Below are 23,653 nucleotides of genomic sequence, written 5' to 3'. Positions count from 1 at the left end.
TGCTGCGCTCATTATCATGCCATCCGACAAATCCAAACCGGGCGAATGGCCGCAACCAATCAACAGCTTGCGATCAACCGCTGGCGAAGACGCCGCAGCAATCCTATTGTCTGACGCATGAACGCTGATTCTCCGACCATACCGAAAAGCACGCTCACCGGCGTTCTCTTTGTCCTGTTCCTGCGCCTGATCGCGATCTCGTGTTTCTGGTTCGGATTGCAGTATTGGGCGATGCTTGTCGGCTACTCGCTGATCGGTGCGGGACGCTTCGATCTTCTGAGCCTGCCGTGGAAGGTGGCGAGCACCAGCCTTGCGGTTCTGTTTCCTGTGGCTGCCCTCGGGCTCTGGCTGGCCGTCTCCTGGGGACCCGTCATCTGGGTGCTCGCGGCCGGTGGCCAGATCATAATGTATGGCTTTCTTCCGGAGATTTTCGGAGCCAACAAACTCATCATTCTGCTGCATGCGGCGGTGGCCATTATATATGCCGTTTTCCGCTTTCTGCTGTGGCAGGAGAAGCGCCGGCGCCGGCAGCAGGTAAGCGTTGATTTACCCTGATACAACAGCGCGTTTTGGTAAGGCACTGTTAAGCCTGCAGTTTAAGTAGAATTTTATCTGTATTCGATAGGGTCTGTCTCAAGGCGGGAAGACAACCAACACCGCCAAACAAAACAGTGAGGCAGTCATCATGAATACGAAAATCAAGCCGCAGGCGGTATCGAACTTCCGTGAACAGCAGGACCTGGGTATCCGCGATCTTTACATGGAATCCCTTCATCTTGTTGAACGTCTTCACCGCCGTCTTCTGGATGTCATCAAGGATGAATTCGACCGTCAGGGTCGCAGCGACGTCAACGCCATCCAGGCTCTCCTCCTCTTCAACATCGGCAACTCGGAACTGACCGCTGGCGAACTTCGCTCTCGCGGTTACTACCTGGGCTCCAACGTTTCCTACAACGTCAAGAAGCTCGTCGACCTCGGCTTCATCAACCACCAGCGCTCGCGCATCGACCGTCGCTCGGTCCGCATCAGCCTGACGGAAACCGGTCAGGAAATCGCCGAGACGGTTGCCAAGCTCTATGAGCGCCACACGGCATCGATCGACAAGGTCGGCGGCATCGGCACCGATGAGTTCGCGCAGATGAACAAGCTGCTGACCCGTCTCGACCGCTTCTGGAACGACTCGATCATGTATCGTCTCTAAGCAACAAGACCCCTCCAAGGTCAAAGAAAGCCGGATGCGTTTCCCTGCGCGTCCGGCTTTGCCGTTTGCGCCGACGTGGCATCTTTGCAACGCATGGCCAGCCAACCGCGCTTCGAGCCTTAAACCCCTGTATTCAAGCCGCCTTTTAGCCGCTATTAGCCGGCAGAATCCTTGCAATGGTTTGGTTCATTCTTCGCTTCGATCGCTATCTAAAGTTGCACTTTTCGGCGGAGACACGAATTGGCCATATTAGCATGGCAGCGGAAATACACGGCAATCGGCGCTTTTCGAATCCGGGGTTTTGAGAACCTCGTCTTTCCTGCTCGCGATCATGTGATCGCCGGCAGCGAGAATTTGAGGTGCGCCGTGGCAACGGATGGGTAGTGACTGCGTTATTCGCGGTGACGAAGGGCAAAGCCACCGGTCTCTCAAGCGGCGGCATTATTGTGGTTGGGATGCATGTCTAAAAAAACAGGTACTGAAGCTCTTTCTCGGCGGGCATTTCTTGCTTCGGCCGCAGCCGTTGGCGCAAGCTCGGTAGCGGCGCCGGCACTGGCGCAATCGGCGATCGATTCGCTCATCAATGCACCGGAGCGCGGTGACTGGGATGACCAGTTCGATGCGAAAGCCGCTTCGCGTACGGCAAACGCCGTGGTGTCGAACACCCCGATCCTCGGACCGCAGTCCGTCCCCAGCATTCAGCAGGCGATTGCCCAGTATCAGCAGATCGCATCAGCAGGCGGTTGGCCGCAGGTCAATCCGGGCCAGCAGCGCCTGCAGATCGGCGTCACCGATCAGTCCGTCCAGGCCCTGCGCCAGCGCCTCTTCGTTACCGGCGACCTGCCGCAGGAAGCCGGCATGTCCTCGTCGTTTGATTCCTACGTCGATGGTGCGGTCAAGCGCTTCCAGGCACGTCATGGTCTTCCTGCCGACGGCGTGCTTGGTGAATTCACGCTGAAGGCGATGAACATCCCGGCCGACGTGCGCCTGCAGCAGCTGAACACCAACCTGATCCGCCTGCAGACCTTCCCGGAAGAGCTCGGCCGTCGCCACGTGATGGTCAACATCCCGGCCGCTTACGTTGAAGGCATTGAGGACGGCAGCGTCGTCACGCGTCACAACGCGGTTGTCGGCCGCCTCAGCCGCCCGACACACCTGGTCAACTCGAAGATCTACGAAGTCATCCTCAATCCTTACTGGACCGCGCCGCGCTCGATCGTCGAAAAGGACATCGTGCCGCTGATGCGCAAGGACCCGACTTATCTCACGAAGAACAACATTCGTCTGATCGACGGCAAGGGCACGGAAGTGGCGCCCGAGACGATCGACTGGAACGCCGAAAAGGCGCCGAACCTGATGTTCCGCCAGGATCCGGGCAAGATCAACGCCATGGCCTCGACGAAGATCAACTTCTACAACAAGAACGGCGAGTACATGCACGACACGCCGCAGCAGGGCCTGTTCAACAAGCTCATGCGCTTCGAATCCTCCGGCTGCGTCCGCGTTCAGAACGTTCGCGACCTGACCACCTGGCTGCTGCGCGACACGCCTCCGTGGTCTCGCCAGCAGATGGAGCAGGTGATCACCACCCGCGTGAACACGCCGATCAAGCTGGCCGAGGAAGTGCCTGTATACTTCGTCTACATCTCCGCCTGGGGCATGCCTGACGGTATCGTGCAGTTCCGCGACGACATCTACCAGATGGACGGCAATGCCGAACTGGCGCTCGACACGACCGCGGGCATGGAGCAGCCGGTTCAGTAAGAGCCGAAAGCTGCCTTAGAGTTATAAAAAACCGCGCCTTTCATGGCGCGGTTTTTTGTTGCGCGTAGATTGCCCAGCAAATGTCGCTCTCCGTATTGCCCTTGGCGGGGCAGGGCGCTAATAGCCTAGCGCATTCCAGTTAAGGAGCCCGCCGATGACCAATGCTTCTACCCAGACCTTCTTCAATCGCTCGCTTGCCGATACCGATCCGGAAATCTTCGGTTCGATCCAAAAGGAACTCGGTCGCCAGCGTCATGAGATCGAGTTGATCGCCTCGGAAAACATCGTTTCCCGCGCGGTTCTGGAAGCCCAGGGCTCCATCATGACCAACAAGTACGCCGAGGGATATCCGGGCAAGCGCTATTATGGCGGCTGCCAGTTCGTCGATATCGCGGAAGAGCTTGCGATCGAACGCGCCAAGAAGCTCTTCGGCGTCAACTTCGCCAACGTTCAGCCGAATTCCGGTTCGCAGATGAACCAGGCCGTCTTCCTCGCGCTGCTGCAGCCGGGCGACACCTTCATGGGCCTCGACCTCAATTCGGGCGGTCACCTGACGCATGGTTCGCCGGTCAACATGTCCGGCAAGTGGTTCAACGTCGTCTCCTACGGTGTTCGCGAAGGCGATAACCTGCTCGACATGGACGACGTCGCTGAAAAGGCACGCACCCACAAGCCGAAGCTCATCATCGCCGGCGGCACCGCCTATTCCCGCATCTGGGATTGGAAGCGCTTCCGCGAGATCGCCGATGAAGTCGGCGCCTATCTGATGGTCGACATGGCTCACATCGCCGGTCTCGTTGCCGGTGGCCAGCATCCGTCGCCGTTCCCGCACTGCCATGTTGCGACCACGACGACCCACAAGTCGCTGCGCGGCCCGCGCGGTGGTGTCATCCTGACCAACGACGAAGATCTGGCGAAGAAGTTCAACTCTGCCGTCTTCCCGGGTCTCCAGGGCGGCCCGCTCATGCACATCATCGCTGCCAAGGCCGTTGCCTTCGGCGAAGCGCTGCAGCCTGAGTTCAAGGATTACGCCGCCCAGATCGTCAAGAACGCCAAGGCGCTGTCGGAAACGCTCATCGCAGGCGGCCTCGACGTCGTCTCCGGCGGCACCGACAACCACCTGATGCTGGTCGACCTTCGCAAGAAGAACGCCACGGGCAAGCGCGCCGAAGCCGCACTCGGCCGCGCCTACATCACCTGCAACAAGAACGGCATCCCGTTTGACCCTGAAAAGCCCTTCGTCACCTCCGGCGTTCGCCTCGGCGCGCCTGCCGGCACGACGCGCGGCTTCAAGGAAGCGGAATTCAAGGAAATCGGCAATCTCATCGTCGAGGTTCTCGATGGCCTGAAGGCGGCCAACTCCGACGAAGGCAATGCCAGCGTCGAAGCAGCCGTACGCGACAAGGTGATGAACCTCACCGGCCGCTTCCCAATGTACGACTACATCGGCTAAGGATAGCGCATGCGCTGCCCATTCTGCGGATCGGAAGACACACAGGTCAAGGATTCACGCCCGGCGGAGGACAATACGTCCATCCGCCGCAGGCGTATTTGTCCTGATTGCGGCGGTCGTTTCACGACCTTCGAGCGCGTGCAGCTGCGCGAGCTCATGGTCTCGAAGAAGACCGGCCGCAAGGTGCCTTTCGATCGCGACAAGCTGGTGCGTTCCTTCGAGATCGCCCTGCGCAAGCGCCCCGTCGACCGCGACCGCATAGAGCGCGCGGTCTCGGGCATCGTGCGGCGCCTGGAAAGCTCCGGCGAAGTCGAGATCAGCTCCGAGCAGATCGGCCTGCAGGTTCTCGAAGCGCTGAAGAGCCTCGATGACGTCGGCTTCGTGCGCTATGCTTCGGTCTACCGCGACTTCTCTCATGCCGAGGATTTCGAGAAGGTGATCTCGGAGATCAACGCCAAGATCGCTCGCGATCCTTTGGATAGTTGAGCGATGAGCGCCTCGCCAGACGACGCGCAATTCATGCAGGAGGCGATCCGCCTGGGTCTCCTCCATCTCGGCCAGACATCCACAAACCCCTCCGTTGGTTGCGTCGTCGTGCGCGACGGCAAGATCGTTGGCCGCGGCACGACCGCCGTCGGCGGCCGTCCGCATGCCGAGCCGCAGGCGCTGGCCGAGGCCGGTGAACTGGCCCGCGGCGCCACCGCCTATGTCACGCTCGAGCCATGCTCCCACCACGGCAAGACGCCGCCATGCGCCGATGCGCTGATTGCATCCGGCGTGTCCCGCGTCGTCATCAGCGTCACCGATCCGGATGAACGGGTGTCGGGCAGGGGTATTGCCATGCTCCGCGATGCCGGCATCACAGTCGAGACCGGGTTGCTGGAAGAAGAAGGCCGCCACTCACTGGCCGCCTATCTCACCCGCCAGACGAAGAACCGTCCCTATGTGATTCTGAAGCTTGCCACTTCTCAAGACGGCATGATCGGCCGCATGGGCGAGGGGCAGATCGCCATTACCGGTCCCGCGGCGCGCGCCGAAGTGCAGCAGCTGCGCGCCGAGACGGATGCGATCCTTGTCGGTATCGGCACAGCTATTGCTGACGATCCGGAACTGACGGTGCGCATTCCGGGGCTTGAGGGACGCTCGCCGGTGCGTGTAGTGCTGGATCCGTTGCTGGAGCTGCCGTTGACATCGAAGCTGGTGCGGACGGCGCGGCAGGTTCCGGTCATCGTGGTGGGGCGTGAGGAGGTTTCAAAGGCGTGGGAGCAAGATTTACCCCCCTCTGTCCTGCCGGACATCTCCCCCACAAGGGGGGAGATCGACTCGTTGCGGGCGCCTTCGCAAAACGTAGATGTTGGAATGAGCGGCTCCGCCCAGCCAATCTCCCCACCTGTGGGAGAGATGCCCGGCAGGGCAGAGGGGGGTATCTCAATCGCCGACGCCTCGAACAATCAACTCGAAGCCCGCCGCCAAGCCCTCGAATCCACTGGCGTCGAAGTCGTCTATTGCCACCCCTACCACCCGGAACAGCTTCTCCCGGCACTCGCCTCCCGCGGCATTTCCTCGCTGTTGGTCGAAGGCGGTGCCAAGACGGCGCGGCTTTTCCTTGAGGCAGGCTATGTCGACCGCATCCTGCTCTACCAGGGGCCGGGCACCATTGGCGAAGGCGGTATTGAAACGCCGATCCGCAAAACCGATATTCCATCCGATTTCAAGCATGTGGGCACGCGCATCGTTGGCGCTGACAGCCTGGACGAATACGAAAGAGAAGTTTGATGTTTACAGGCATTGTCACCGACGTCGGCACGATCGAATCCGTTTCGCCTCTCAAGGAAGGCATCAAGCTTCGCGTCGCGACCAGCTATGATCCCGCGACCATCGACATGGGCGCCTCGATCTCGCATTCCGGCATCTGCCTGACAGTCACCGGCCTGCCCGAAGAGGGCAGCAATGGTCGTTGGTTCGAGGTGGAAGCCTGGGAAGAAGCGCTGCGCCTGACTACGATCGGCACCTGGACAGAGGGCAGCCCCGTCAATCTCGAGCGCTCGCTGAAGATCGGCGACGAACTGGGCGGCCACATCGTCTCCGGCCATGTCGACGGCAAGGCCGAGATCCTCTCCGTCACCGAAGAGGGTGACGCCACCCGTTTCCGCATCCGCGCGCCGGAGCATTTGGCAAAGTTCGTCGCGCCGAAGGGCTCGATCGCGCTCGACGGCACATCGCTGACGGTCAACGCCGTCGATGGCACCGACTTCGACGTGCTCCTTATTCGCCACACGCTCGAGGTCACGACCTGGGGCAAGCGCCAGGCTGGCGATTTCGTCAATTTCGAAGTCGACACCATGGCCCGTTATGCGGCTAGGTTGGCCGAGTTCCCGGTCGCGAAAGCAGAATAACCTCGCCATTGTAGTTCGTGCGCCTCGCATTGCCAAAGCCGAGCTTTTCGGCGAGGCGCAGCGAGGCGGCATTGTCGGGATCGATGATGCAGCTCATCGGCCGTGACGGAAAGTGATGTTCCGCCCAGCCGATCAAAGCCCGCAGTGCCTCGGTCGCATAACCCTTTCCTTGAGCCTCCGGCATCAACGCCCAGCCCGTTTCCAGCGTCCCCTCGGTGCTGACGGGCTGCATGTCGCGCTTCATCTCAAGAAAGCCCGCTTCGCCCACAAACCTCCCGCTCTCTTTTTCTTCGATGGCGAGGAAGCCGAAGCCCATATGGTGCCACATTCCGGCGACGCGCAACATGCGCCCCCAGCTCTGCTCCCGCGTCGATGCCACCCCGCTGATGAAGCGCACGAACTCATCGTTGCTCCACAGCGCATGATAGGCCTCGAAATCCTCAACTGTGTGCGGCCGCAGGATCAGCCGCTCGGTCTCGATCGTCGGTATCTCGGTCATTGCATCGCTTTCCTCGTCAGGCTCCTGGCTCGCCATCCCAGTAGTCGAGGCCGTCGCCGGCGCGTCCCATCACGCGAAACGACCGATCGGGCGATCCCTCGCGGCGCGTCTTCGCGAGAAACTTGCCAGAGTCAGGGTATTCAACGATATCGGTCGCGGCCTTCGTCGAGATGCCGAGATAGATGAGCGGGGTGGCACCTGTGTTGATGATCTGGTGCGCCGTCTCCGGCCCGCCCGCCGGCGCGCCGAGCACATCGCCCTTGCGGATCGGGTAGCGCTCCGTTCCAAAACGATATTCACCGGTCCCCTCGATCACGAAGAACATCTCGTCCTCGGCATGATGGTTGTGAAAGGGACAGCCCGACTTGCCCGCGGGTACCTCGTTATACCTGACGCCGAGCCCTTTCAGCCCGAGCATCGCGCCGAAAGATGTATCCGCGCTCTGGTAAAACTCTCCCTGCTTCCAGCGCTCAAGGCTGAGTGCATCCACGTTGATAACGAGTGTTTGCTGATCGGTCATTCTCGTCTCCCTTTACCTCAGGGAACTATGAGTTTGCGCGGGAAATCAACCCGTTATCGATCACGACCTGGCGTTTTCGCCCCGGCAGTCCGCCAGCACCTCGACACCCGCCGGGACGATTCGCGATTTTGCACCGCAGCCATGAGCCGAATTTGCTTGCCATTCTGCCGAAGGCATGTTTTGACCGCCGCCTGTCGAACGGCAAGTCCTCTAGGAAATGAAGGTGACCCATGGCGCGAGAAACCGCTCCTCATATCTTGATCGTTGAAGCACGTTTCTACGACGACATGGCTGATGCTCTCCTGGAAGGCGCAACCTTCGCATTGACCGAAGCCGGCGCGACCTATGACGTCGTCACCGTTCCCGGCGCGCTGGAAATTCCGGCTGCGATTGCAATGGCTCTCGATGGAGCGGATAATGACGGCACGAACTACGACGGCTACGTCGCGCTCGGCATGGTCATCCGCGGCGAGACCTACCACTTCGATATCGTGTCGAACGAATCCTCGCGCGCTCTGATGGACCTGTCCGTCAGCGAATCCATTGCCATCGGCAATGGCATCCTGACGGTCGAAAACGACGAGCAGGCTTGGTCGCGCGTACGCCGTTCGGATAAGGACAAGGGCGGCTTTGCCGCTCGCGCAGCTCTCACCATGATCGAGCTGAAGAAAAAGCTGGGTGCATAAGGCATGAGCAACGAAAACGTAGAGCGTCCGGTCAAGGCAGCGAACCAGCGTGGCGCCGCGCGTCTCGCCGCCGTTCAGGCGCTCTATCAGATGGATATCGGCGGCACCGGCGTTCTCGAAATCGTCGCCGAATATGAAGCCCACCGTCTCGGCCAGGAACTCGATGGCGAAACATATCTGAAGGCTGATCCTTCGTGGTTCCGTTCGATCGTCTCCGGCGTCGTGCGCGAACAGAAGCGGCTCGATCCGCTGGTTGCCTCGGCCTTGCAGGACGATTGGGCGCTGTCGCGTCTCGACAGCACTGTTCGCGCCATCCTTCGTGCCGGCGTTTTCGAACTTCTCGACCGCAAGGACGTGCCGGTCGCGGTCATCGTCACCGAATATGTCGAGATCGCCCAGGCGTTCTTCAGCGACGATGAGCCCAAGCTCGTCAACGCTGTTCTCGACCGCATCGCCAAGCAAGTTCGCGGCGATCAGAAAAAGTAGCGTTTCGCGCGCAAGAATCGGCCCCTTCCTCCGATTGGCTAATCTCCTCTTTCCCATTGCTCCGTAAGGGTTTTCAGCCCTTGCGGGCTTGACGTCCCGTTTTCCTCCCCGCAATCTCCACTCGGCGTTGCAGCATTTCTGTGGGAGGAAATGGAGACGGCGTGTTCGCAGCCGGAGAGGGAGTGAGCTCCGGCTCTTTTGGAGGAAAGAGCGAAATGACGATTCTTTTATGCGTAATAGCGTGCGGTTTGCTTTCGGTGGTCTATGCCATCTGGGCAATCCGGTCGGTGCTATCAGCCGATCAGGGGAACGCCCGCATGCAGGAAATTGCAGGATATATTCGCGAAGGCGCGCAGGCCTATCTGACGCGCCAGTATACGGCAATCGCCATTGTCGGCGTCGTCGTCTTCATCGCCGCCTGGCTGCTGCTCTCCGCCACGGCCGCGATCGGCTTTCTGGTTGGTGCCGTGCTATCGGGCGCTGCGGGCTTCATCGGCATGCACGTTTCGGTTCGCGCCAATGTGCGCACCGCGCAGGCTGCCTCGCATAGCCTGGCCGCCGGTCTCGGCATCGCCTTCAAATCGGGCGCCATCACCGGCATGCTGGTCGCCGGCCTGGCGCTGCTCGGCGTCTCCATCTACTATCTGATCCTCACCGGCGTGCTCGGCCACGATCCCGCCTCGCGTGAAGTCATCGATTCCCTGGTCGCTCTCGGCTTCGGCGCATCGCTGATTTCGATCTTCGCCCGTCTCGGTGGCGGTATTTTCACCAAGGGCGCCGACGTCGGCGGCGATCTCGTCGGCAAGGTCGAAGCCGGTATCCCGGAAGATGACCCACGCAACCCCGCGACCATCGCCGATAACGTCGGCGACAATGTCGGCGATTGCGCCGGCATGGCGGCCGACCTTTTCGAAACCTATGCGGTCTCCGTCGTCGCGACGATGGTTCTTGCCGCAATCTTCTTCGGTGGTACGCCCGTTCTTGCGTCGGCGATGATCTACCCGTTGGCCATCTGCGGCGCCTGCATCATCACCTCGATCATCGGCACTTTCTTCGTCAAGCTCGGCAGCAACGGTTCGATCATGGGCGCCCTCTACAAGGGGCTTATCGTCACCGGTCTGTTGTCGATCCTGGGTCTTGGGGCTGCAACGTCGCTGACAGTCGGTTGGGGCCCGATCGGCACGGTCGCCGGCCATGACATTACCGGCATGAACCTCTTCATCTGCGGTATCGTCGGGCTCATCGTCACCGCGCTGATCGTCGTCATCACCGAATACTACACCGGCACCAACAAGCGCCCGGTCAATTCGATCGCCCAGGCATCGGTCACCGGCCACGGCACCAACGTCATCCAGGGGCTCGCCGTATCGCTGGAATCGACAGCGCTTCCGGCGATCGTCATCGTTGGCGGCATTCTGGCGACCTTCCAGCTGGGCGGTCTGTTCGGCACCGGCATCGCCGTCACCGCCATGCTCGGCCTTGCCGGCATGATCGTGGCGCTCGACGCTTTCGGCCCTGTGACCGACAATGCCGGTGGCATCGCCGAAATGGCGCATCTGCCACCTGAAGTGCGCAAGTCCACGGATGCGCTCGATGCGGTGGGCAACACCACCAAGGCCGTCACCAAGGGCTATGCGATCGGCTCCGCCGGTCTCGGCGCCCTCGTGCTCTTTGCGGCCTATTCGAACGACCTGCAATATTTCGCCTCTCATGGTGATCAGTATCCGTACTTCGCCAATATCGGCGCGATCTCGTTCGATCTTTCCAATCCCTATGTCGTCGCCGGACTGCTTTTCGGCGGCCTCATCCCCTATCTCTTCGGCGGCATCGCCATGACGGCGGTGGGACGTGCGGCCGGATCGATCGTCGAGGAAGTGCGTAAGCAGTTTCGCGAAAAGCCCGGCATCATGCAGGGCACCGAAAAGCCGGATTACGGCAAGGCGGTCGATCTTCTGACCAAGGCCGCCATTCGCGAAATGATCATTCCGTCGCTTCTGCCCGTCCTGGCGCCCGTCGTCGTCTATTTCGGCGTGCTGTTGATCTCCGGCTCCAAGGCGTCGGCTTTCGCGGCGCTTGGCGCATCGCTGCTGGGCGTCATCATCAACGGTCTGTTCGTGGCGATCTCGATGACCTCGGGCGGTGGCGCATGGGACAACGCCAAGAAGTCCTTCGAAGACGGCTTCGTCGACAAGGACGGGACGCGCCACATGAAGGGTTCGGAAGCCCACAAGGCATCCGTGACGGGCGACACCGTCGGCGATCCCTACAAGGATACGGCGGGTCCAGCCGTCAATCCGGCGATCAAGATCACCAATATCGTGGCGCTGCTGCTGCTTGCCATCCTGGCGGGCTGATCGACCTTAGATCGATAACCAATAAAAAACCCGCCGGAGCGATCCGGCGGGTTTTGTGTGGGCGAATGACTTGGCGCTTAGCGCAAGCTGGCCGGATTCTGCGGCGAGGGACGATCGCCGGCTCCGAACAGGCCCTTGGCCATGTTCGCGGCGCTGCCGCCGGAAAGCAGCTGCTGCAGGAAGGTGAGGTCCTTGCCGCCAGTCGGCGTGACGCGCGTAATCGTGTCGAACGGCTTGCCGTCCTTGAGCGTGTAGTTGGCGCGGCGGGTCACGACGCCGTCCTTGTCGAAGTAGATGGCCAGAACGCTCTGGTCCACGACCTTCAGCTTCTGGAACGCCATGGAGCGCTCGCGACGCTGAGAGATGTAATAGAAGACTTCGCCATCGAAGGTAGCGGTCGTCGAAGGCGTGCCCAGCGAAAGCAGAACCTGCTCGCGGCTCGAACCCTCGGGAACCAGGTTGAGCGACTGCTCGTCGGCGACGTAACCGCCGTTGAGAACCGTACCTGTTTGGCAGCCGGTCAATCCGGCGGAGGCGATCATGATGGCAATGGCGGCATTGCTGAGGAATTTCTTGTCAGACTTGAAATACCGTTTCTTCAACGACATCTACTCCCTTAACGTATCGATACCAGCCATCGGCCATGCAATGTTACGCTGATGCAAAACCATTGTGGCCTTTCCGGGGTCGGACGTGAGCCATCTGCCGAGTGGCCATCGTCGAAGCGCTGTCCCGAAAGTGGCCACCTTCGCCATTGCAATTCGCGCATGCTTCGGTAAACCAGCTTTCGAAATCATGCAACAAGGCCGGACGCAGGTTGGCGCCAAGAACGAGGCCTTTCCGGAAAAAACAATGATATTCGGGCTCTTCGGCAAGAAAAACAACAACCAGGCGATCGTCGACCGGCAATATGAGGCGCTGACATCGGCCGCCCGCATGCCCGCGCTTTATGAGAGACTCGGTGTGCCGGATACGGTCATGGGTCGCTTCGAAATGCTGTCGGCTGTCATGATCCTGTTTTTTCGCCGCACGCGTGCATCCGAGACGAGTGGCCAGGAAATCGCGCAGGAAATCGTGGATGCATTCTTCCAGGATATCGATTATTCGATCCGCGAACTTGGCATTGGCGACAACACCGTGCCGAAGCGCATGAAGAAACTCGCCGGCATGTTCTACGGCCGGCTCGAAGCCTATTCCAAGGCGATGGACGCTGGCGACGCGGAGGCGCTCGCCGTGGCGCTTGGCCGCAACATTCATCCGAAAGAAACAGACCCGGTCGATATGCACGCGCTTGCCGATTGGATGTTTTCCGCTGAAAAACACCTGTCGGCACAGTCCGAAGATACGATCGCGACCGGCTCGGCAACGCTGCCCGCCGTCGCGTGAGGAGACAATGATGAAGAATTCAAACGAAGACACGCCTTTCTCTTATCTGGTCAAGGTCGGCAACGTCTCGGCCAACCCGGTCGACGTCCATCTCGAAGCCGACAAGGACGAGTTGCGGGCGCTCGCCGAAACCTGGGACGTGATCTCCGTCGATGATTTCCGCGCCGATCTGCAGATCGCGCGATGGAAAAAGGATGGCATCCGCGTGAAGGGCAGGGTGCGGGCGAGCATTGTGCAGAGCTGCGTCGTCACGCTGGAGCCGGTGCCGTCGAAGATCGATGAGCCCTTCGAGCAGATCTTCGTGCCCGAAAACTCCAAGCTTGCGCGTCGTCCGGCCAACGATACCGGCGAAATGATGCTGGATCCCGATGGTCCCGACCTGCCGGAAAGCTTTGTCGGTGACACGATCGATGCCGGCGAAGTCGCCACCGAGTTCGCCGCCATGGCGATCGATCCGTACCCCCGCAAAGAGGGCGTTGCCTTCGATGGTCACATAGAAGACACCGGAGAGAACGATAAGAAGCCTTCCGCCTTTGCTGTTCTGAAAGACTGGAAAAAGGACTGAAAGCCGCTCGCGGTTTGACATAATTCAGTTGTCAGCGACGGTAAAACCGGTATTTTGGCCAAAATTTCGCCCTCCTGGGACGAAAAAAAAGGATCAGGGACGCGTGATCAGAATTTCTCTCGACCTCATGGGTGGCGACTTTGGTCCCCAGGTAGTCATCCCCGGTGCCGCAAAGGCGCTGGAACGGCATCCGGACATTTCGTTTGTGATGTATGGCTTGAAGGAACAGTGCGAGCCTATTCTCGCCCAGTTTCCGAAGCTGAAGGAGAAATCCGTTCTCCACGATTGCGAACTTGCGGTGCGCATGGACGAGAAGCCGAGCCAGGCTTTGCGCCGCGGCCGCTATGTCTCTTCCATGTGGCGTTCGCTCGAGGCCGTGAAGACCAAGGACGCCGACGTCGCGGTGTCCGCCGGCAATACCGGCGCGCTGATGGCGATGGCCAAGTTCTGTCTGCGCACGATGGCCAATATCGAGCGCCCGGCGATCGCGGCGATCTGGCCGACCATGCGCGGCGAAAGCATCGTGCTCGATGTCGGTGCGACGATCGGCGCCGATAGCCAGCAGCTGATGGATTTCGCGCTGATGGGCGGCGCCATGGCGCGCGCGCTGTTCGAGATCGACCGTCCGACGATCGGCCTGCTCAATGTGGGCGTTGAAGAGATCAAGGGCCAGGAAGAGGTCAAGGAAGCCGGACGCTTGCTGCGCGAGGCTAATATCGACTCGCTCGATTATTTCGGTTTCGTCGAGGGCAATGACATCGGCAAGGGAACCGTCGATGTCGTGGTCACCGAAGGCTTCGCCGGCAACATCGCGTTGAAGGCCGCAGAAGGCACGGCGCGCCAGATCGGCGAATACCTGAAAGCTGCGATGTCGCGCACCCTGCTTGCCAAGATCGGCTATATCTTCGCCAAGAGCGCTTTCGACATGCTGCGCGAGAAGATGGACCCGAGCAAGGTCAATGGCGGCGTGTTTCTGGGCTTGAACGGCGTGGTCATCAAGAGCCACGGCGGCGCCAATGCCGAAGGGATCGCGTCTGCGATCGAGGTCGGCTACGACATGGCCAAGAATGGCCTCAATCAGAAAATAGAAAACGATTTGCAAAAGTATCATGCCAAGCGGCTGCCCCCAATCGGGCCGGAAGCGGCATGAGCGACGGGATTTGAAGAATATGATCCGTTCAGTGGTTCGCGGTTTCGGATCCGCGCTTCCGAAACGCGTTATGACCAATCGCGACATGGAAGATGTCGTGGACACCTCCGACGAATGGATTGTCCAGCGCACGGGCATTCGCCAGCGTTATCTCGCCGGAGAAGATGAGACGACGTCCTCGCTCGGCGCGGCGGCGGCTCTGGCCGCGCTCGAAAAGGCCGGCATGACGCCCGATGACATAGACATGATCATCTGCGCGACATCGACGCCAGACAACACCTTCCCGGCGACCGCCGTCAGCATCCAGAACCGTCTCGGCATGAGCCATGGCTTTGCCTTCGACGTACAGGCGGTCTGCACCGGCTTCGTCTATGCGGTCACCACCGCTGACGCCTATATCCGTGGCGGCCTTGCCAAGCGCGTGCTTGTTATCGGCGCCGAAACCTTCTCGCGCATTCTCGACTGGAACGACCGCACGACCTGCGTGCTCTTCGGCGATGGAGCGGGCGCGATCGTGCTGGAAGCGGCCGAAGGCGAGGGGACCACTGCTGATCGTGGCGTTCTCACGGCACATCTGCGCTCCGACGGCTCGCACAAGGAAAAGCTCTTCGTCGATGGTGGACCATCGACCACGGGCACCGTCGGCAAGCTGCGCATGGAAGGCCGCGAAGTCTTCAAATATGCGGTCGGCATGATCACCGACGTCATCCAGGCAGCCTTCGACAGCACCGGCACCACCTCGGACGATCTCGACTGGCTGGTGCCGCATCAGGCAAATCGTCGCATCATCGATGGCTCCGCCAAGAAGCTGAACATCGCGCCTGAAAAGGTCGTCGTCACCGTCGACCTGCACGGCAACACGTCGGCGGCTTCGATCCCGCTCGCGCTCGCGGTTGCAGCCGGTGACGGACGTATCAAGAAGGGCGATCTCGTCATGCTCGAGGCGATGGGCGGCGGCTTCACCTGGGGTGCAGTCCTGCTGCGCTGGTAACAGGCTAAAAACCCAAAAAGCTGACAACGAACAAGGGCTTGACCGTAAGGCGCAAGACAAATACTCTTCGCTCGTCCTCACAAAACAAAACCGATGGGCAGGGAAAAAGATGACCGGCAAAACAGTCACGCGCGCAGACTTGGCGGAATCCGTTTTTCGTAAAGTCGGTCTGTCCCGAACGGAATCGGCGGAGCTCGTGGAGACTGTTATCGACGAGATCTGCAACGCCATCGTTCGCGGTGAAACGGTCAAGCTTTCCTCCTTCGCGACCTTCCAGGTGCGTGACAAGAACGAGCGCATCGGCCGCAACCCGAAGACCGGAGAAGAAGTGCCGATCTCTCCGCGCCGCGTCATGACCTTCAAGGCATCGAACGTCTTGAAGACGCGTATCCTGAAGGCGCACACCCTGCGCAAGGTAAAGACCAAGCCGGCCAATCCGGCTGCCTGATCGCTTTCCGATCTCGTCGCGCGACGAGGCTGATCGACGCTTCCCGTGAATTTTCCGCAACGTTTTCTGTGCGAATTCGAGACGTGACTTGAATTAACGCAAGCAAACCGTTGAAATATGATGAGTCGCGGCTCGGACATATCAGGTGCGAGCCCCTTCGCCTTGCCGATAAACGGCAAGCGCGACGCGCTGAAGATCGCGTGCTGAAAATCGCGTAGGGAGTGAGAACCTTGGATAAGAGCCCGGATGCTTTTCGCACCATCAGCGAAGTAGCGGATGACCTCGATCTTCCGCAGCACGTGCTGCGCTTCTGGGAGACCCGCTTCCCGCAGATCAAGCCGATGAAGCGCGGCGGCGGCAGGCGATACTACCGGCCGGAGGATGTAGACCTGCTGAAGGGCATCCGGCACCTGCTCTATGATCACGGCTACACCATCAAGGGTGTGCAGAAGCTCCTCAAGACCAATGGCAACAAGTTCGTCATCGCCATCGGCCATGGCGATCTTGCAAGCGTCCAGGCGCTCACAGGCCAGAGCGAAGGCGAAGCCGGCGAGCCCCGAGTCGGCATGTCGGAAGAAGATCAGCTGGTCGGACGCGCCAAGGCGCCCGCTTCCCGCCGCTTCTTCAATTTCGGCGGTGGTGACGACGAGGCGGCCGAGGTGTCGCTTGGTAAGTCGAGCGTCGGCAAGGAAGATCGCGCGCTGTTGCAGGAGGCGCTGTACGATCTCCTGGAATGCAAGCGCCTTCTCGACCAGGTCCGCTAAGGCTGGCGTCATGCCGTCCGAGATCATCTGATATTGCCAGCCAGGAGAGCGTCGCGTGCCGGTTCCCACAAAGATGTATGACGCCTTCCTCTTCGACATGGATGGAACGCTGCTCAATTCAATCGCCGTGGTCGAGCGCGTCTGGACCGGCTGGGCGGTGCGCCATGGGTTCGAGCCCGAGGTTTTCCTGAAGACGATCCACGGCGTTCGCGCCAGCGACGTGATCCGCAATCTGGCGCTGCCGGGTGTCGATCCCGAGCACGAAGCAAAATTGTTGCTGGAGGAAGAGCTTGAGGACGTAAACGGGATCATCGAGATCCCGGGCGCCGTAAAATTCCTGAACAGCCTGCCGCCCGAGCGCTGGGCCATCGTCACATCGGCGCCGACAGAGCTTTTCAAGCTCCGAATGGCCGCAGCCGGCATCCCGATGCCGAAAGTGATTGTAACGGGTGAAGAGGTTTCATCCGGAAAGCCAAGCCCGGAAGGCTATCGCCTTGGCGCCGAGCGTCTGGGCGTCGATCCAGCCAGGTGCCTCGTGTTCGAGGACGCGGTCGCCGGCATTCTCGCGGGCGAGGCGGCGGGTGCGGATGTGGTCGTTGTGACCCAGACCCACGCCACGCCTTTTGAGACCCCGCATATGTCGATCGCCGATTATCTCGGCAGCAGTGTCACGATCGCCGAAGACGGGCGAATGGGTTTCGTACGCGGCTAAAGCTTACTGCTTCCGCGGCAGGCCTTGCTTCTGCATCCGCTCGAATGCCGCCATCATCTTCGCCTTGACGGAACCGAGCGTTCCGAGCTCATGGCCGCAGGTAAAGCATGTCAGCATGTCGCTATCCAGCGGCTGCGGGCGTTCGAACTTCATTCTGGTGTTCCTGCACTTCGGGCAGGGGATCTCGATTTCCATGCTATGTCTCCCTGAGCAATCTGACGTCCCAATAGTCAGATGATCGCGGCAGGGCAAGCGCTTTACGGCGGCGGAGAGCTTGGTCGTCTGGGATATGGCGAAAAGAACCGGTGAATTTCTGAGCGATGTCGATTTTTCGCTTGCGCCGAGAATCCCAAAAGACTAACAGGATCAGGCCGTAAAGGCAGGTCGGGGCGTAGCGCAGCCCGGTAGCGCACTTGACTGGGGGTCAAGGGGTCGCAGGTTCAAGTCCTGTCGCCCCGACCATTTAATCAGATTTTCGGCAGCCCCCAGGAGCCGAGATCATAATCAAAACTCTGATGAATAACTGGATTTTGCTGCATGTCATCGCGTGCAGCACTAGCTGATTCGGCGGTTGTCAATAATATTTGACGCCAATATTCAGTATTAAATCAACGCGAGATGTAATTTCTAATAAATATGCTGGTAAACCGCTGATGATCTCGAATATCGCTTCAATATGTGGCATAGATATACGCGAGATACATGAGGTTTTTCATGATTGATGTCGCTGGCAGCGAATCTCTTCGAGATAAAATGTCCGAATCACTGTCGAAGATGGTCGATAATGCTGTTCGATCCGGCTGGTCAGAGCATGATGTCGCACTCTTGCTGATGGAACTCGCGGAAGCACATCTGATGAAGGTCGCAGCTGGCGTCATCACCGACGGCGCGCTGCATTGCGAGCGCGCCGCCAGCTTTAAGAACTGAGCGCGATCACGTCGCGCCAGTCATCCGAAACCATCATTTCTGTTCGATGGACACGCCGTTTTGGCCGATGCTCATCTCGACGCCCTTAGGCTTTGTCTGTTCGTGATAGATATAGGCGCCAAGCCCTGCGACGACGACAATCAGAGCGCCGATAACAACATAAAGACCGTTCGAGTTTCTCAAGAAACATCCCCCAACATTTTGATAATGCGCGGGAATAACGCGAAACCTCGATTTTGGTTCCAGCGCTCAGTCGTCGTTTGCCGAGTTCAGGTTTTCCGGACGGATACCCTCGTCGCTGCCGGTGCGTGCCTTCAGCCGAACGCCCGGTCCGCCCTCGTCATGATTGCCGCTGGCAATGAACAGCACGCCGCCCGTCTCGAGCGCCTGCTTGACCGCCAGCAGCGCCTGCGGCTCGCCTTGCGTCTCGTCGCGCTCAAGAGTTTCGAGGGTTGCGACGGGCAGGCCGGATGCGGTTGCCAGTTGCTCTATGGAGATGCCCATCATGGCGCGGGCGGCGCGTATCTGCATGGCTGTGATCATAAGGAAAGACTAGCGCGCCGGCGGCGGTTCGCAAGGGCTCAGTGGCGGTCGCGAGCGTTTGGATCGCGCATATGCCTCGCCTCGAGCGCAGCGCAGCCCCATACGACGCCGAAGAGCAGATAGACATGGCGCCAGTGGTCGATGTCGATGACGTTGCCGATCGCGGCGTGGCCGAGCACACCGATCCAGGCGATCATCAGATAGGGCTGCCAGGGGCGGTTCTTCAGCAGGTTCTTGAAGCCGAGATAGAAGGTCCAGAAGAGCATGCCGACATAGCTGACGAAGCCAAGCCAGCCGTAGGTCGTTAGCGATTTCAGCCAGATATTGTGCTCGTCCTCGGGAAAGATGGTGCCGAATACCATCGGCCCGATGCCGAGCGGCCGCTCCATCATCATCGTGAAGCCGATCCGGTGGCGATCGAAGCGCCCGAGGTGTTCTCCGTCATATTGCTGCACCAGCTGCGCGCGGGTCGAGAACAGATCGCTGACCTGTGGAAACTGCAACGCGATGACAAGCGACGCCACCATCATCAGGATCGCGGCCAGCGACAGAACGAGAATGCGCAGCCGGAAGGCGCCGCTGCGTTCCTTGAGCAGCATCACGAAGATCAGGAGGATGATGGTGAGCAGGAACAAGCCCCATGCCGCGCGAGAGAACGACAGGAAGACGCCGAGCGCGAGGATCAGCAGCGCCCCAGCTTTGATCGGCGCGGCTCGCAGGTTTCCGGTCAGGATGCCGTGCACGAGATAGAGGGAAGGGGGCACGAGGAACGGTCCGAACACGTTCGGGTCCTGAAAGGCACCCTTGGCGCGGTCGTAAAGCGTGAAGACCTCGGAGCCCGGAAAGGCGTGGAAATACCCGAGAATGCCAAGCATCGAGGTGATGACGGCGGCAAACGTCCAGGCATTGAAGATGAGCGGCAGTCGGCGATGACTGTCCTCGATGATTGCCGCGTAGAAGACGGCGGTCAAGGCGAGGAAGGTCGAGACCGCCACATACATCGGACCATCGGCGAGGTCCTTCATCTGCGTCAGCGACAGCATGCCGCCGACGTTGAAGGTGATCAGCAGGGCCAGAAGGGGAAAGGTATAGCGCGAGATCCTGAGCCCCAGGATGAACCACAGCCCGACCAAACAGGCCATCCAGAGCTCATAAGGAGCGGGCTCGCTGATGACGAAGCCCGACAGGAACACGCCGACGGTCACGGCTGCCGAGCCGATCAGTCGCAGCGTTGCCCGTTGTGGGTGGGCGACGCGTGGGTATGTCGCCTCGATCGCGCTCAATATGCGTTTTCCGTGTTAAACAGGCGGAACGGCGTGAAGAACAGGATTTTCAGGTCGAACCAGAGCGACCAGTTCTCGATGTAATAGAGATCGTAGGCCGTGCGGAACTTGATCTTGTCGTCATTGTCGACTTCGCCGCGCCAGCCATTGATCTGTGCCCAGCCGGTCACGCCGGGCTTGACGCGGTGGCGCGCGAAATAGCCCTCGACGACATCGCCGAAGGCGCGGTCGCGGGCCTGGGCAAGCACGGCATGCGGGCGGGGACCGACGAGCGAGAGATTGCCGAGAAGCACGTTGAACAGCTGCGGCAGTTCGTCGATCGACGTCTTGCGGATGAAGCGACCGACGGGGGTGACGCGCGGGTCGCCCTTGGTCACCGCCGCCTTTCCGGTCGGATCGCTCATGTTCGTGTACATCGAGCGGAACTTGAAGACGTTGATGACCTCGTTGTTGAAGCCATGCCGCTTCTGCATGAAGAAGACGGGACCCTGAGACGTCGCCTTGATGGCAATGGCCGTTCCCAGCATGATCGGCCAGAGAACGAGAAGCGCAAGTAAAGCGAAGAAGATGTCGAAGCAGCGCTTGGCGACCGAGTCCCAGTCGCGAATGGGCTTGTTGAAGATATCGAGCATCGGCACCGAGCCGACATGCGAATAGGCGCGCGGACGAAAGCGTAGCCGGTTGGAGTGGGCGGCCAGGCGGATATCGACAGGCAGCACCCACAGCTTCTTCAGCAATTGCAGGATGCGTGCTTCGGCGCTGAGCGGCAGCGCGATGATCAGCATGTCGATGCGTGTCAGGCGCGCGAACTCGACAAGCTCGCCGATCGTCCCGAGCTTCGGGTAGCCCGCGACCATCGCCGGCGACCGTTTGTCGCCGCGGTCATCGAAGATGCCGCAGATGCGGATGTCGTTGTCTGGCTGTTGTTCGAGCAGGCGAATGAAATCCTTGGCCGGCTGGCCGCCGCCGACGAGAACCGCGCGGCGCTCCATGATGCCGTTTCTCGCCCAGTTGCGAATGCCGTAGGCGAGAAGGAAGCGCGATGCGAGCAGAAAGACACCGCCGAGGATGAACCACGAGAGATAGGACCGCAGCTGCGCCGCATCGACAGGGCTGACGATCGCGACAATGGCGACCATGGCACCAAACACCAGCGTCCATGTGAGCAGCACCTTCGGCAGCGGGCGTGTGCGGGCGCGCAGTGCCGGGATCGTGTAACAATCGGCCGTCTGCAGGGCGAGCACCAGCGCGGCGCCGACGCATATGGAGGCGACAGCGCGCATGGAGATCGTTTCCTCGGTATCCATCCACAGCAGGAAGGAGAGGAGGCCGATGCCGAACTGTGAGAGAAATTCGATCAGGCGGAACTGGCCGATCATGATCGCGGGCGTGCGCGTGCCATCGCTGAACTGTTCGGCGATCTGACGCGCGTAGTCGTTGAGCGGCTCCGAGGTGGTCTTCTCAGTGCCGCCGCCGCTGCGTCGATTGACGTCGGAAACTTGCTTGCGCAGGGTTTCCAGATCAAATTGATCGTTGTTCTCTGCCTTGTTCATGAGGCTACCGCCGCTGTTTCACCAGTCGGCAATAGCAGAAAGCCCCTAAGAAACGTTTTACGAAGTGGCTTTACTTGTCTTTGCGGCCCGGCGCTCAAGCAGTTCGCGATAGAGTTTCAGCACATCCTTGGCCATGACGGTGGCGGAAAAGACCGACCGTACCTGATCGATTGGAGGCATGGTTTTCTCATGCCATTCGGGAACGCGAATGGCGTCCGCCATCACCCGGGCGAGGTCGTCGGCATTGTCAGGGGCGACGAGCGCCTCGCTGTTCTTGCCGAGCGCTTCCGGAATGCCGCCGACGCGCGTCGCGATGATCGTCTTGCCGGCGCCAAGCCCCTCCAGCACGATATAGGGCATGGCTTCGGCCCGCGATGGGACGACGAGGTTCTGCGACATCGCGAATGCCTGCTGCACGCGCATCGCAGGCAGCATGCCAATACGTTTCCCAAGGCCGCGCTCGACCATCATCTCGCGGTAGCGATCCCGGTCCGGTCCGTCGCCGATCATCAGCGCCGATAGCGGCCGGCCGATCAGGCGCTCCGTCTTTGCAAACGCGTCCACAAAAAGGTCGGGACCCTTAAGGTCCCGCAGCATGCCAACATAGATGAAGTGGACGGCATCGGACCGGGTCGGGACGAGCTCGAAGTCTCGCTCGCTGATCCCGTTGTAGATCAGCCGGGTCTTCGTCCGGGGGCGGCCGACCCGCTTGGTGTAGGTGTCGCGCTCATACTCGCAGATGAACACCAGGGCGTCCGTGAGATATTCCTGCAGCCGCTCCATGCGGAGCACGAACTGCCCCAGAAGCGACGAGCGGGAATAATGCAGGCTTCCGCCATGGGCAGTGTAGAGGCGGGCTACGCAATACCTGTTCACCCGCAGGGCTGAGCCGGCTAGTCGCGCGAGCACGCCGCCTTTGGCGCCGTGTCCGTGCAGCACATCCGGCCGCAAACTTTTGATCTTCTTGTAGGCGTCCCAAAGCACGCCGATATCCGAAGGGCCGATCGAGCGCCGGATCGGCACGCGCGTCAGCCCCAACGCCAGATAGGGCCTGATGTCGTCAAACAGCGCATCCTCATGCTCCCCACCGGTCGAGCTGTCGCAAAGAATGCCCACTTCATGGCCGGCCTTGCTGTGCTCAATCACCAGATCGCGCACGTGGCGGAAGATGCCGCCGACCGGGGACCTGAAGCAGTGAATGATGCGAAGGGGCCGCTGTTCGCTCATCTATGATCAGAACAGCCGTTCGCGGACATAGAGCGTATCGCCGGCAATGATGGCGGACGAGATGTTGACGCGTCCGGTCATCACCTGGCCGTTGATCTTTCGGGTCACATCGACGGCGCTCTGGTTGGCGCGCGGCGTGAAGCCGCCGGCAACGGCAATCGCGTTCTGCGCGGTCATGCCAGGCACGTAGGCGTACTGGCCGGGCTGTCCGACTTCACCCATGATGAAGATGGAACGATAACGGTCGACATCGATGGTGACGTCGGGGTCGCGGAGGTAGCCCTGCTTGAGCTTCTGCGCGATCTGGCCGGAGAGCTGCTGCAGCGTGCGGCCGCGCGCCGGCACCTGGCCGACGAGCGGGAAGGCGATGTAGCCGGCTTGGTCGATCGTGTAGGTGTTGGTCATGCTCGGCTGGTCGAACACGGTAATACGAAGCCGGTCGCCGCTATCCAGCGAGTATGGTTGGATCGTTGCCTGGTTGAATGCGCGCGGCGCGGGCTGATAGCTGTTGCAGCCGCCCAGGACTGCTGTCATGGCGGCGAGGCTCAAAGCCATCAGAAACTTGGGCTGTGCAACAGGCATCTGCTTCTCACAGGAAACGAAACTCTTGCCCCGTTATCGATCCGTTAGGGTTAATGACCGGTAAAGACTGCCGTCAAATTCGCTCTTTCTTGAGTAGCGGAAGGCAGCCGGCCCCGCGCCCACAAGCATTAACCCTTGAGTTACTATAGTCATTTACCCTCGC

General features: G+C 60.3%; 28 protein-coding genes, 1 tRNA gene and 1 pseudogene. 19 read left to right on the top strand and 11 right to left on the bottom strand.

What is annotated here, in order from left to right:
• Nucleotides 1-117 precede the first annotated feature (117 nt).
• The 7 genes from ACCD05_RS02475 to ACCD05_RS02445 all read left to right on the top strand — a co-directional run bounded on the left by ACCD05_RS02475 (nucleotide 118) and on the right by ACCD05_RS02445 (nucleotide 6,814).
• The gene (locus ACCD05_RS02475; RefSeq protein ID WP_018898694.1) at nucleotides 118-555 is read left to right on the top strand and encodes a DUF6163 family protein; all 438 of its coding nucleotides are present in this window, start codon (nucleotides 118-120) and stop codon (nucleotides 553-555) included.
• Nucleotides 556-685: 130 nt separating this feature from the next.
• Nucleotides 686-1,201, top strand: a complete 516-nt coding sequence (ldtR, locus tag ACCD05_RS02470) for a transcriptional regulator LdtR (RefSeq protein WP_018898693.1) — start codon at nucleotides 686-688, stop codon at nucleotides 1,199-1,201.
• Nucleotides 1,202-1,660: 459 nt separating this feature from the next.
• Nucleotides 1,661-2,965 (top strand): L,D-transpeptidase family protein, encoded by a 1,305-nt coding sequence (locus ACCD05_RS02465; protein WP_026283037.1) that lies wholly within the window; start codon nucleotides 1,661-1,663, stop codon nucleotides 2,963-2,965.
• Nucleotides 2,966-3,119: 154 nt separating this feature from the next.
• The gene (gene glyA / locus ACCD05_RS02460) at nucleotides 3,120-4,418 is read left to right on the top strand and encodes a serine hydroxymethyltransferase (protein WP_413390940.1); all 1,299 of its coding nucleotides are present in this window, start codon (nucleotides 3,120-3,122) and stop codon (nucleotides 4,416-4,418) included.
• Between the two features lie 9 nt (nucleotides 4,419-4,427).
• Entirely contained in the window at nucleotides 4,428-4,904 is a 477-nt protein-coding gene (gene nrdR / locus ACCD05_RS02455; protein WP_047513200.1) for a transcriptional regulator NrdR, read from the top strand.
• Between the two features lie 3 nt (nucleotides 4,905-4,907).
• Nucleotides 4,908-6,194, top strand: coding sequence for a bifunctional diaminohydroxyphosphoribosylaminopyrimidine deaminase/5-amino-6-(5-phosphoribosylamino)uracil reductase RibD (gene ribD / locus ACCD05_RS02450; RefSeq protein ID WP_413390938.1), 1,287 nt, complete (start codon nucleotides 4,908-4,910; stop codon nucleotides 6,192-6,194).
• Nucleotides 6,194-6,814 (top strand): riboflavin synthase, encoded by a 621-nt coding sequence (locus tag ACCD05_RS02445; protein ID WP_047513196.1) that lies wholly within the window; start codon nucleotides 6,194-6,196, stop codon nucleotides 6,812-6,814. Before ribD ends, ACCD05_RS02445 begins: the two co-directional genes overlap by 1 nt.
• Here ACCD05_RS02445 and ACCD05_RS02440 read toward each other — a convergent pair.
• Nucleotides 6,777-7,313 carry a GNAT family N-acetyltransferase gene (locus tag ACCD05_RS02440; protein ID WP_413390936.1) on the bottom strand — a complete coding sequence of 179 codons (537 nt, stop codon included), beginning with the start codon at nucleotides 7,311-7,313 and terminating at the stop codon, nucleotides 6,777-6,779. The genes ACCD05_RS02445 and ACCD05_RS02440 overlap by 38 nt on opposite strands.
• 16 nt (nucleotides 7,314-7,329) lie before the next feature.
• Entirely contained in the window at nucleotides 7,330-7,833 is a 504-nt protein-coding gene (locus tag ACCD05_RS02435) for a cupin domain-containing protein (protein WP_413390934.1), read from the bottom strand.
• A 230-nt stretch (nucleotides 7,834-8,063) separates the two neighbouring features.
• Here ACCD05_RS02435 and ribH point away from each other — a divergent pair, with 230 nt between their 5' ends.
• The 3 genes from ribH (at nucleotide 8,064) to ACCD05_RS02420 (ending at nucleotide 11,359) form a co-directional block, all read left to right on the top strand.
• A complete protein-coding gene (gene ribH, locus ACCD05_RS02430; RefSeq protein WP_018898685.1) occupies nucleotides 8,064-8,519 on the top strand; it encodes a 6,7-dimethyl-8-ribityllumazine synthase in 456 nt (151 codons plus the stop codon).
• 3 nt (nucleotides 8,520-8,522) lie between these two features.
• Nucleotides 8,523-9,005 carry a transcription antitermination factor NusB gene (nusB, locus tag ACCD05_RS02425; protein WP_018898684.1) on the top strand — a complete coding sequence of 161 codons (483 nt, stop codon included), beginning with the start codon at nucleotides 8,523-8,525 and terminating at the stop codon, nucleotides 9,003-9,005.
• 215 nt (nucleotides 9,006-9,220) lie between these two features.
• Nucleotides 9,221-11,359 carry a sodium-translocating pyrophosphatase gene (locus tag ACCD05_RS02420; protein WP_413390931.1) on the top strand — a complete coding sequence of 713 codons (2,139 nt, stop codon included), beginning with the start codon at nucleotides 9,221-9,223 and terminating at the stop codon, nucleotides 11,357-11,359.
• A 77-nt stretch (nucleotides 11,360-11,436) separates the two neighbouring features.
• On the opposite strand, the gene ACCD05_RS02415 is transcribed toward ACCD05_RS02420, so the two are convergent.
• The gene (locus tag ACCD05_RS02415; RefSeq protein WP_018898682.1) at nucleotides 11,437-11,967 is read right to left on the bottom strand and encodes an outer membrane protein assembly factor BamE; all 531 of its coding nucleotides are present in this window, start codon (nucleotides 11,965-11,967) and stop codon (nucleotides 11,437-11,439) included.
• Nucleotides 11,968-12,154: 187 nt separating this feature from the next.
• Here ACCD05_RS02415 and ACCD05_RS02410 point away from each other — a divergent pair, with 187 nt between their 5' ends.
• From ACCD05_RS02410 to ACCD05_RS02380, 7 genes are all read left to right on the top strand, one after another.
• Complete coding sequence (locus ACCD05_RS02410) at nucleotides 12,155-12,745, top strand: ubiquinol-cytochrome C chaperone family protein (protein ID WP_413390929.1); 591 nt, start codon at nucleotides 12,155-12,157, stop codon at nucleotides 12,743-12,745.
• 10 nt (nucleotides 12,746-12,755) lie between these two features.
• The gene (locus tag ACCD05_RS02405) at nucleotides 12,756-13,310 is read left to right on the top strand and encodes a YceD family protein (RefSeq protein WP_111561167.1); all 555 of its coding nucleotides are present in this window, start codon (nucleotides 12,756-12,758) and stop codon (nucleotides 13,308-13,310) included.
• A 103-nt stretch (nucleotides 13,311-13,413) separates the two neighbouring features.
• Nucleotides 13,414-14,460 (top strand): phosphate acyltransferase PlsX, encoded by a 1,047-nt coding sequence (plsX, locus tag ACCD05_RS02400; RefSeq protein ID WP_047513181.1) that lies wholly within the window; start codon nucleotides 13,414-13,416, stop codon nucleotides 14,458-14,460.
• 19 nt (nucleotides 14,461-14,479) lie between these two features.
• On the top strand, nucleotides 14,480-15,451 hold the full coding sequence (locus ACCD05_RS02395; protein WP_111561168.1) for a beta-ketoacyl-ACP synthase III: 972 nt from the start codon (nucleotides 14,480-14,482) through the stop codon (nucleotides 15,449-15,451).
• A 109-nt stretch (nucleotides 15,452-15,560) separates the two neighbouring features.
• On the top strand, nucleotides 15,561-15,899 hold the full coding sequence (locus tag ACCD05_RS02390) for an integration host factor subunit alpha (RefSeq protein ID WP_018898677.1): 339 nt from the start codon (nucleotides 15,561-15,563) through the stop codon (nucleotides 15,897-15,899).
• A 230-nt stretch (nucleotides 15,900-16,129) separates the two neighbouring features.
• Nucleotides 16,130-16,663: a MerR family transcriptional regulator gene (locus ACCD05_RS02385; RefSeq protein WP_018898676.1), complete on the top strand. Its 534-nt coding sequence runs from the start codon at nucleotides 16,130-16,132 to the stop codon at nucleotides 16,661-16,663.
• A 73-nt stretch (nucleotides 16,664-16,736) separates the two neighbouring features.
• A complete protein-coding gene (locus ACCD05_RS02380; RefSeq protein WP_413391071.1) occupies nucleotides 16,737-17,375 on the top strand; it encodes an HAD family hydrolase in 639 nt (212 codons plus the stop codon).
• A 3-nt stretch (nucleotides 17,376-17,378) separates the two neighbouring features.
• On the opposite strand, the gene ACCD05_RS02375 is transcribed toward ACCD05_RS02380, so the two are convergent.
• Nucleotides 17,379-17,528 (bottom strand): hypothetical protein, encoded by a 150-nt coding sequence (locus ACCD05_RS02375; RefSeq protein WP_018898674.1) that lies wholly within the window; start codon nucleotides 17,526-17,528, stop codon nucleotides 17,379-17,381.
• A gap of 232 nt (nucleotides 17,529-17,760) precedes the next feature.
• On the opposite strand from ACCD05_RS02375, the gene ACCD05_RS02370 reads away from it, so the two are divergent.
• Nucleotides 17,761-17,837: transfer RNA gene (locus ACCD05_RS02370), tRNA-Pro, on the top strand.
• Nucleotides 17,838-18,089: 252 nt separating this feature from the next.
• Complete coding sequence (locus ACCD05_RS02365) at nucleotides 18,090-18,302, top strand: hypothetical protein (RefSeq protein ID WP_047513168.1); 213 nt, start codon at nucleotides 18,090-18,092, stop codon at nucleotides 18,300-18,302.
• Nucleotides 18,303-18,335: 33 nt separating this feature from the next.
• On the opposite strand, the gene ACCD05_RS02360 is transcribed toward ACCD05_RS02365, so the two are convergent.
• The 7 genes and pseudogenes from ACCD05_RS02360 to ACCD05_RS02330 form a co-directional block, all read right to left on the bottom strand.
• Nucleotides 18,336-18,485, bottom strand: coding sequence for a hypothetical protein (locus ACCD05_RS02360; RefSeq protein WP_018898672.1), 150 nt, complete (start codon nucleotides 18,483-18,485; stop codon nucleotides 18,336-18,338).
• Nucleotides 18,486-18,551: 66 nt separating this feature from the next.
• Nucleotides 18,552-18,845, bottom strand: coding sequence for a helix-turn-helix domain-containing protein (locus tag ACCD05_RS02355; RefSeq protein WP_047513165.1), 294 nt, complete (start codon nucleotides 18,843-18,845; stop codon nucleotides 18,552-18,554).
• A 38-nt stretch (nucleotides 18,846-18,883) separates the two neighbouring features.
• Nucleotides 18,884-20,128, bottom strand: a complete 1,245-nt coding sequence (locus tag ACCD05_RS02350) for an O-antigen ligase family protein (protein ID WP_413390924.1) — start codon at nucleotides 20,126-20,128, stop codon at nucleotides 18,884-18,886.
• Nucleotides 20,125-21,411, bottom strand: a complete 1,287-nt coding sequence (locus tag ACCD05_RS02345) for an undecaprenyl-phosphate glucose phosphotransferase (RefSeq protein WP_413391069.1) — start codon at nucleotides 21,409-21,411, stop codon at nucleotides 20,125-20,127. The genes ACCD05_RS02350 and ACCD05_RS02345 overlap by 4 nt, the downstream gene beginning before the upstream one ends.
• A 41-nt stretch (nucleotides 21,412-21,452) precedes the next feature.
• Nucleotides 21,453-21,681, bottom strand: a pseudogene (locus ACCD05_RS02340) (undecaprenyl-phosphate glucose phosphotransferase); the annotation flags it as partial.
• Nucleotides 21,682-21,738: 57 nt separating this feature from the next.
• The gene (locus tag ACCD05_RS02335) at nucleotides 21,739-22,908 is read right to left on the bottom strand and encodes a glycosyltransferase family 4 protein (protein WP_413390922.1); all 1,170 of its coding nucleotides are present in this window, start codon (nucleotides 22,906-22,908) and stop codon (nucleotides 21,739-21,741) included.
• 6 nt (nucleotides 22,909-22,914) lie between these two features.
• The gene (locus ACCD05_RS02330) at nucleotides 22,915-23,490 is read right to left on the bottom strand and encodes a polysaccharide biosynthesis/export family protein (RefSeq protein WP_018898667.1); all 576 of its coding nucleotides are present in this window, start codon (nucleotides 23,488-23,490) and stop codon (nucleotides 22,915-22,917) included.
• Nucleotides 23,491-23,653: the final 163 nt, after the last annotated feature.

The sequence above is a fragment of the Rhizobium sp. Rhizsp42 genome, assembly GCF_047304155.1.
GTDB lineage: Bacteria > Pseudomonadota > Alphaproteobacteria > Rhizobiales > Rhizobiaceae > Rhizobium.
The sequence above is the reverse complement of the archived record's forward strand: the minus strand, read 5'-3'. Positions and strand labels throughout refer to the sequence as shown.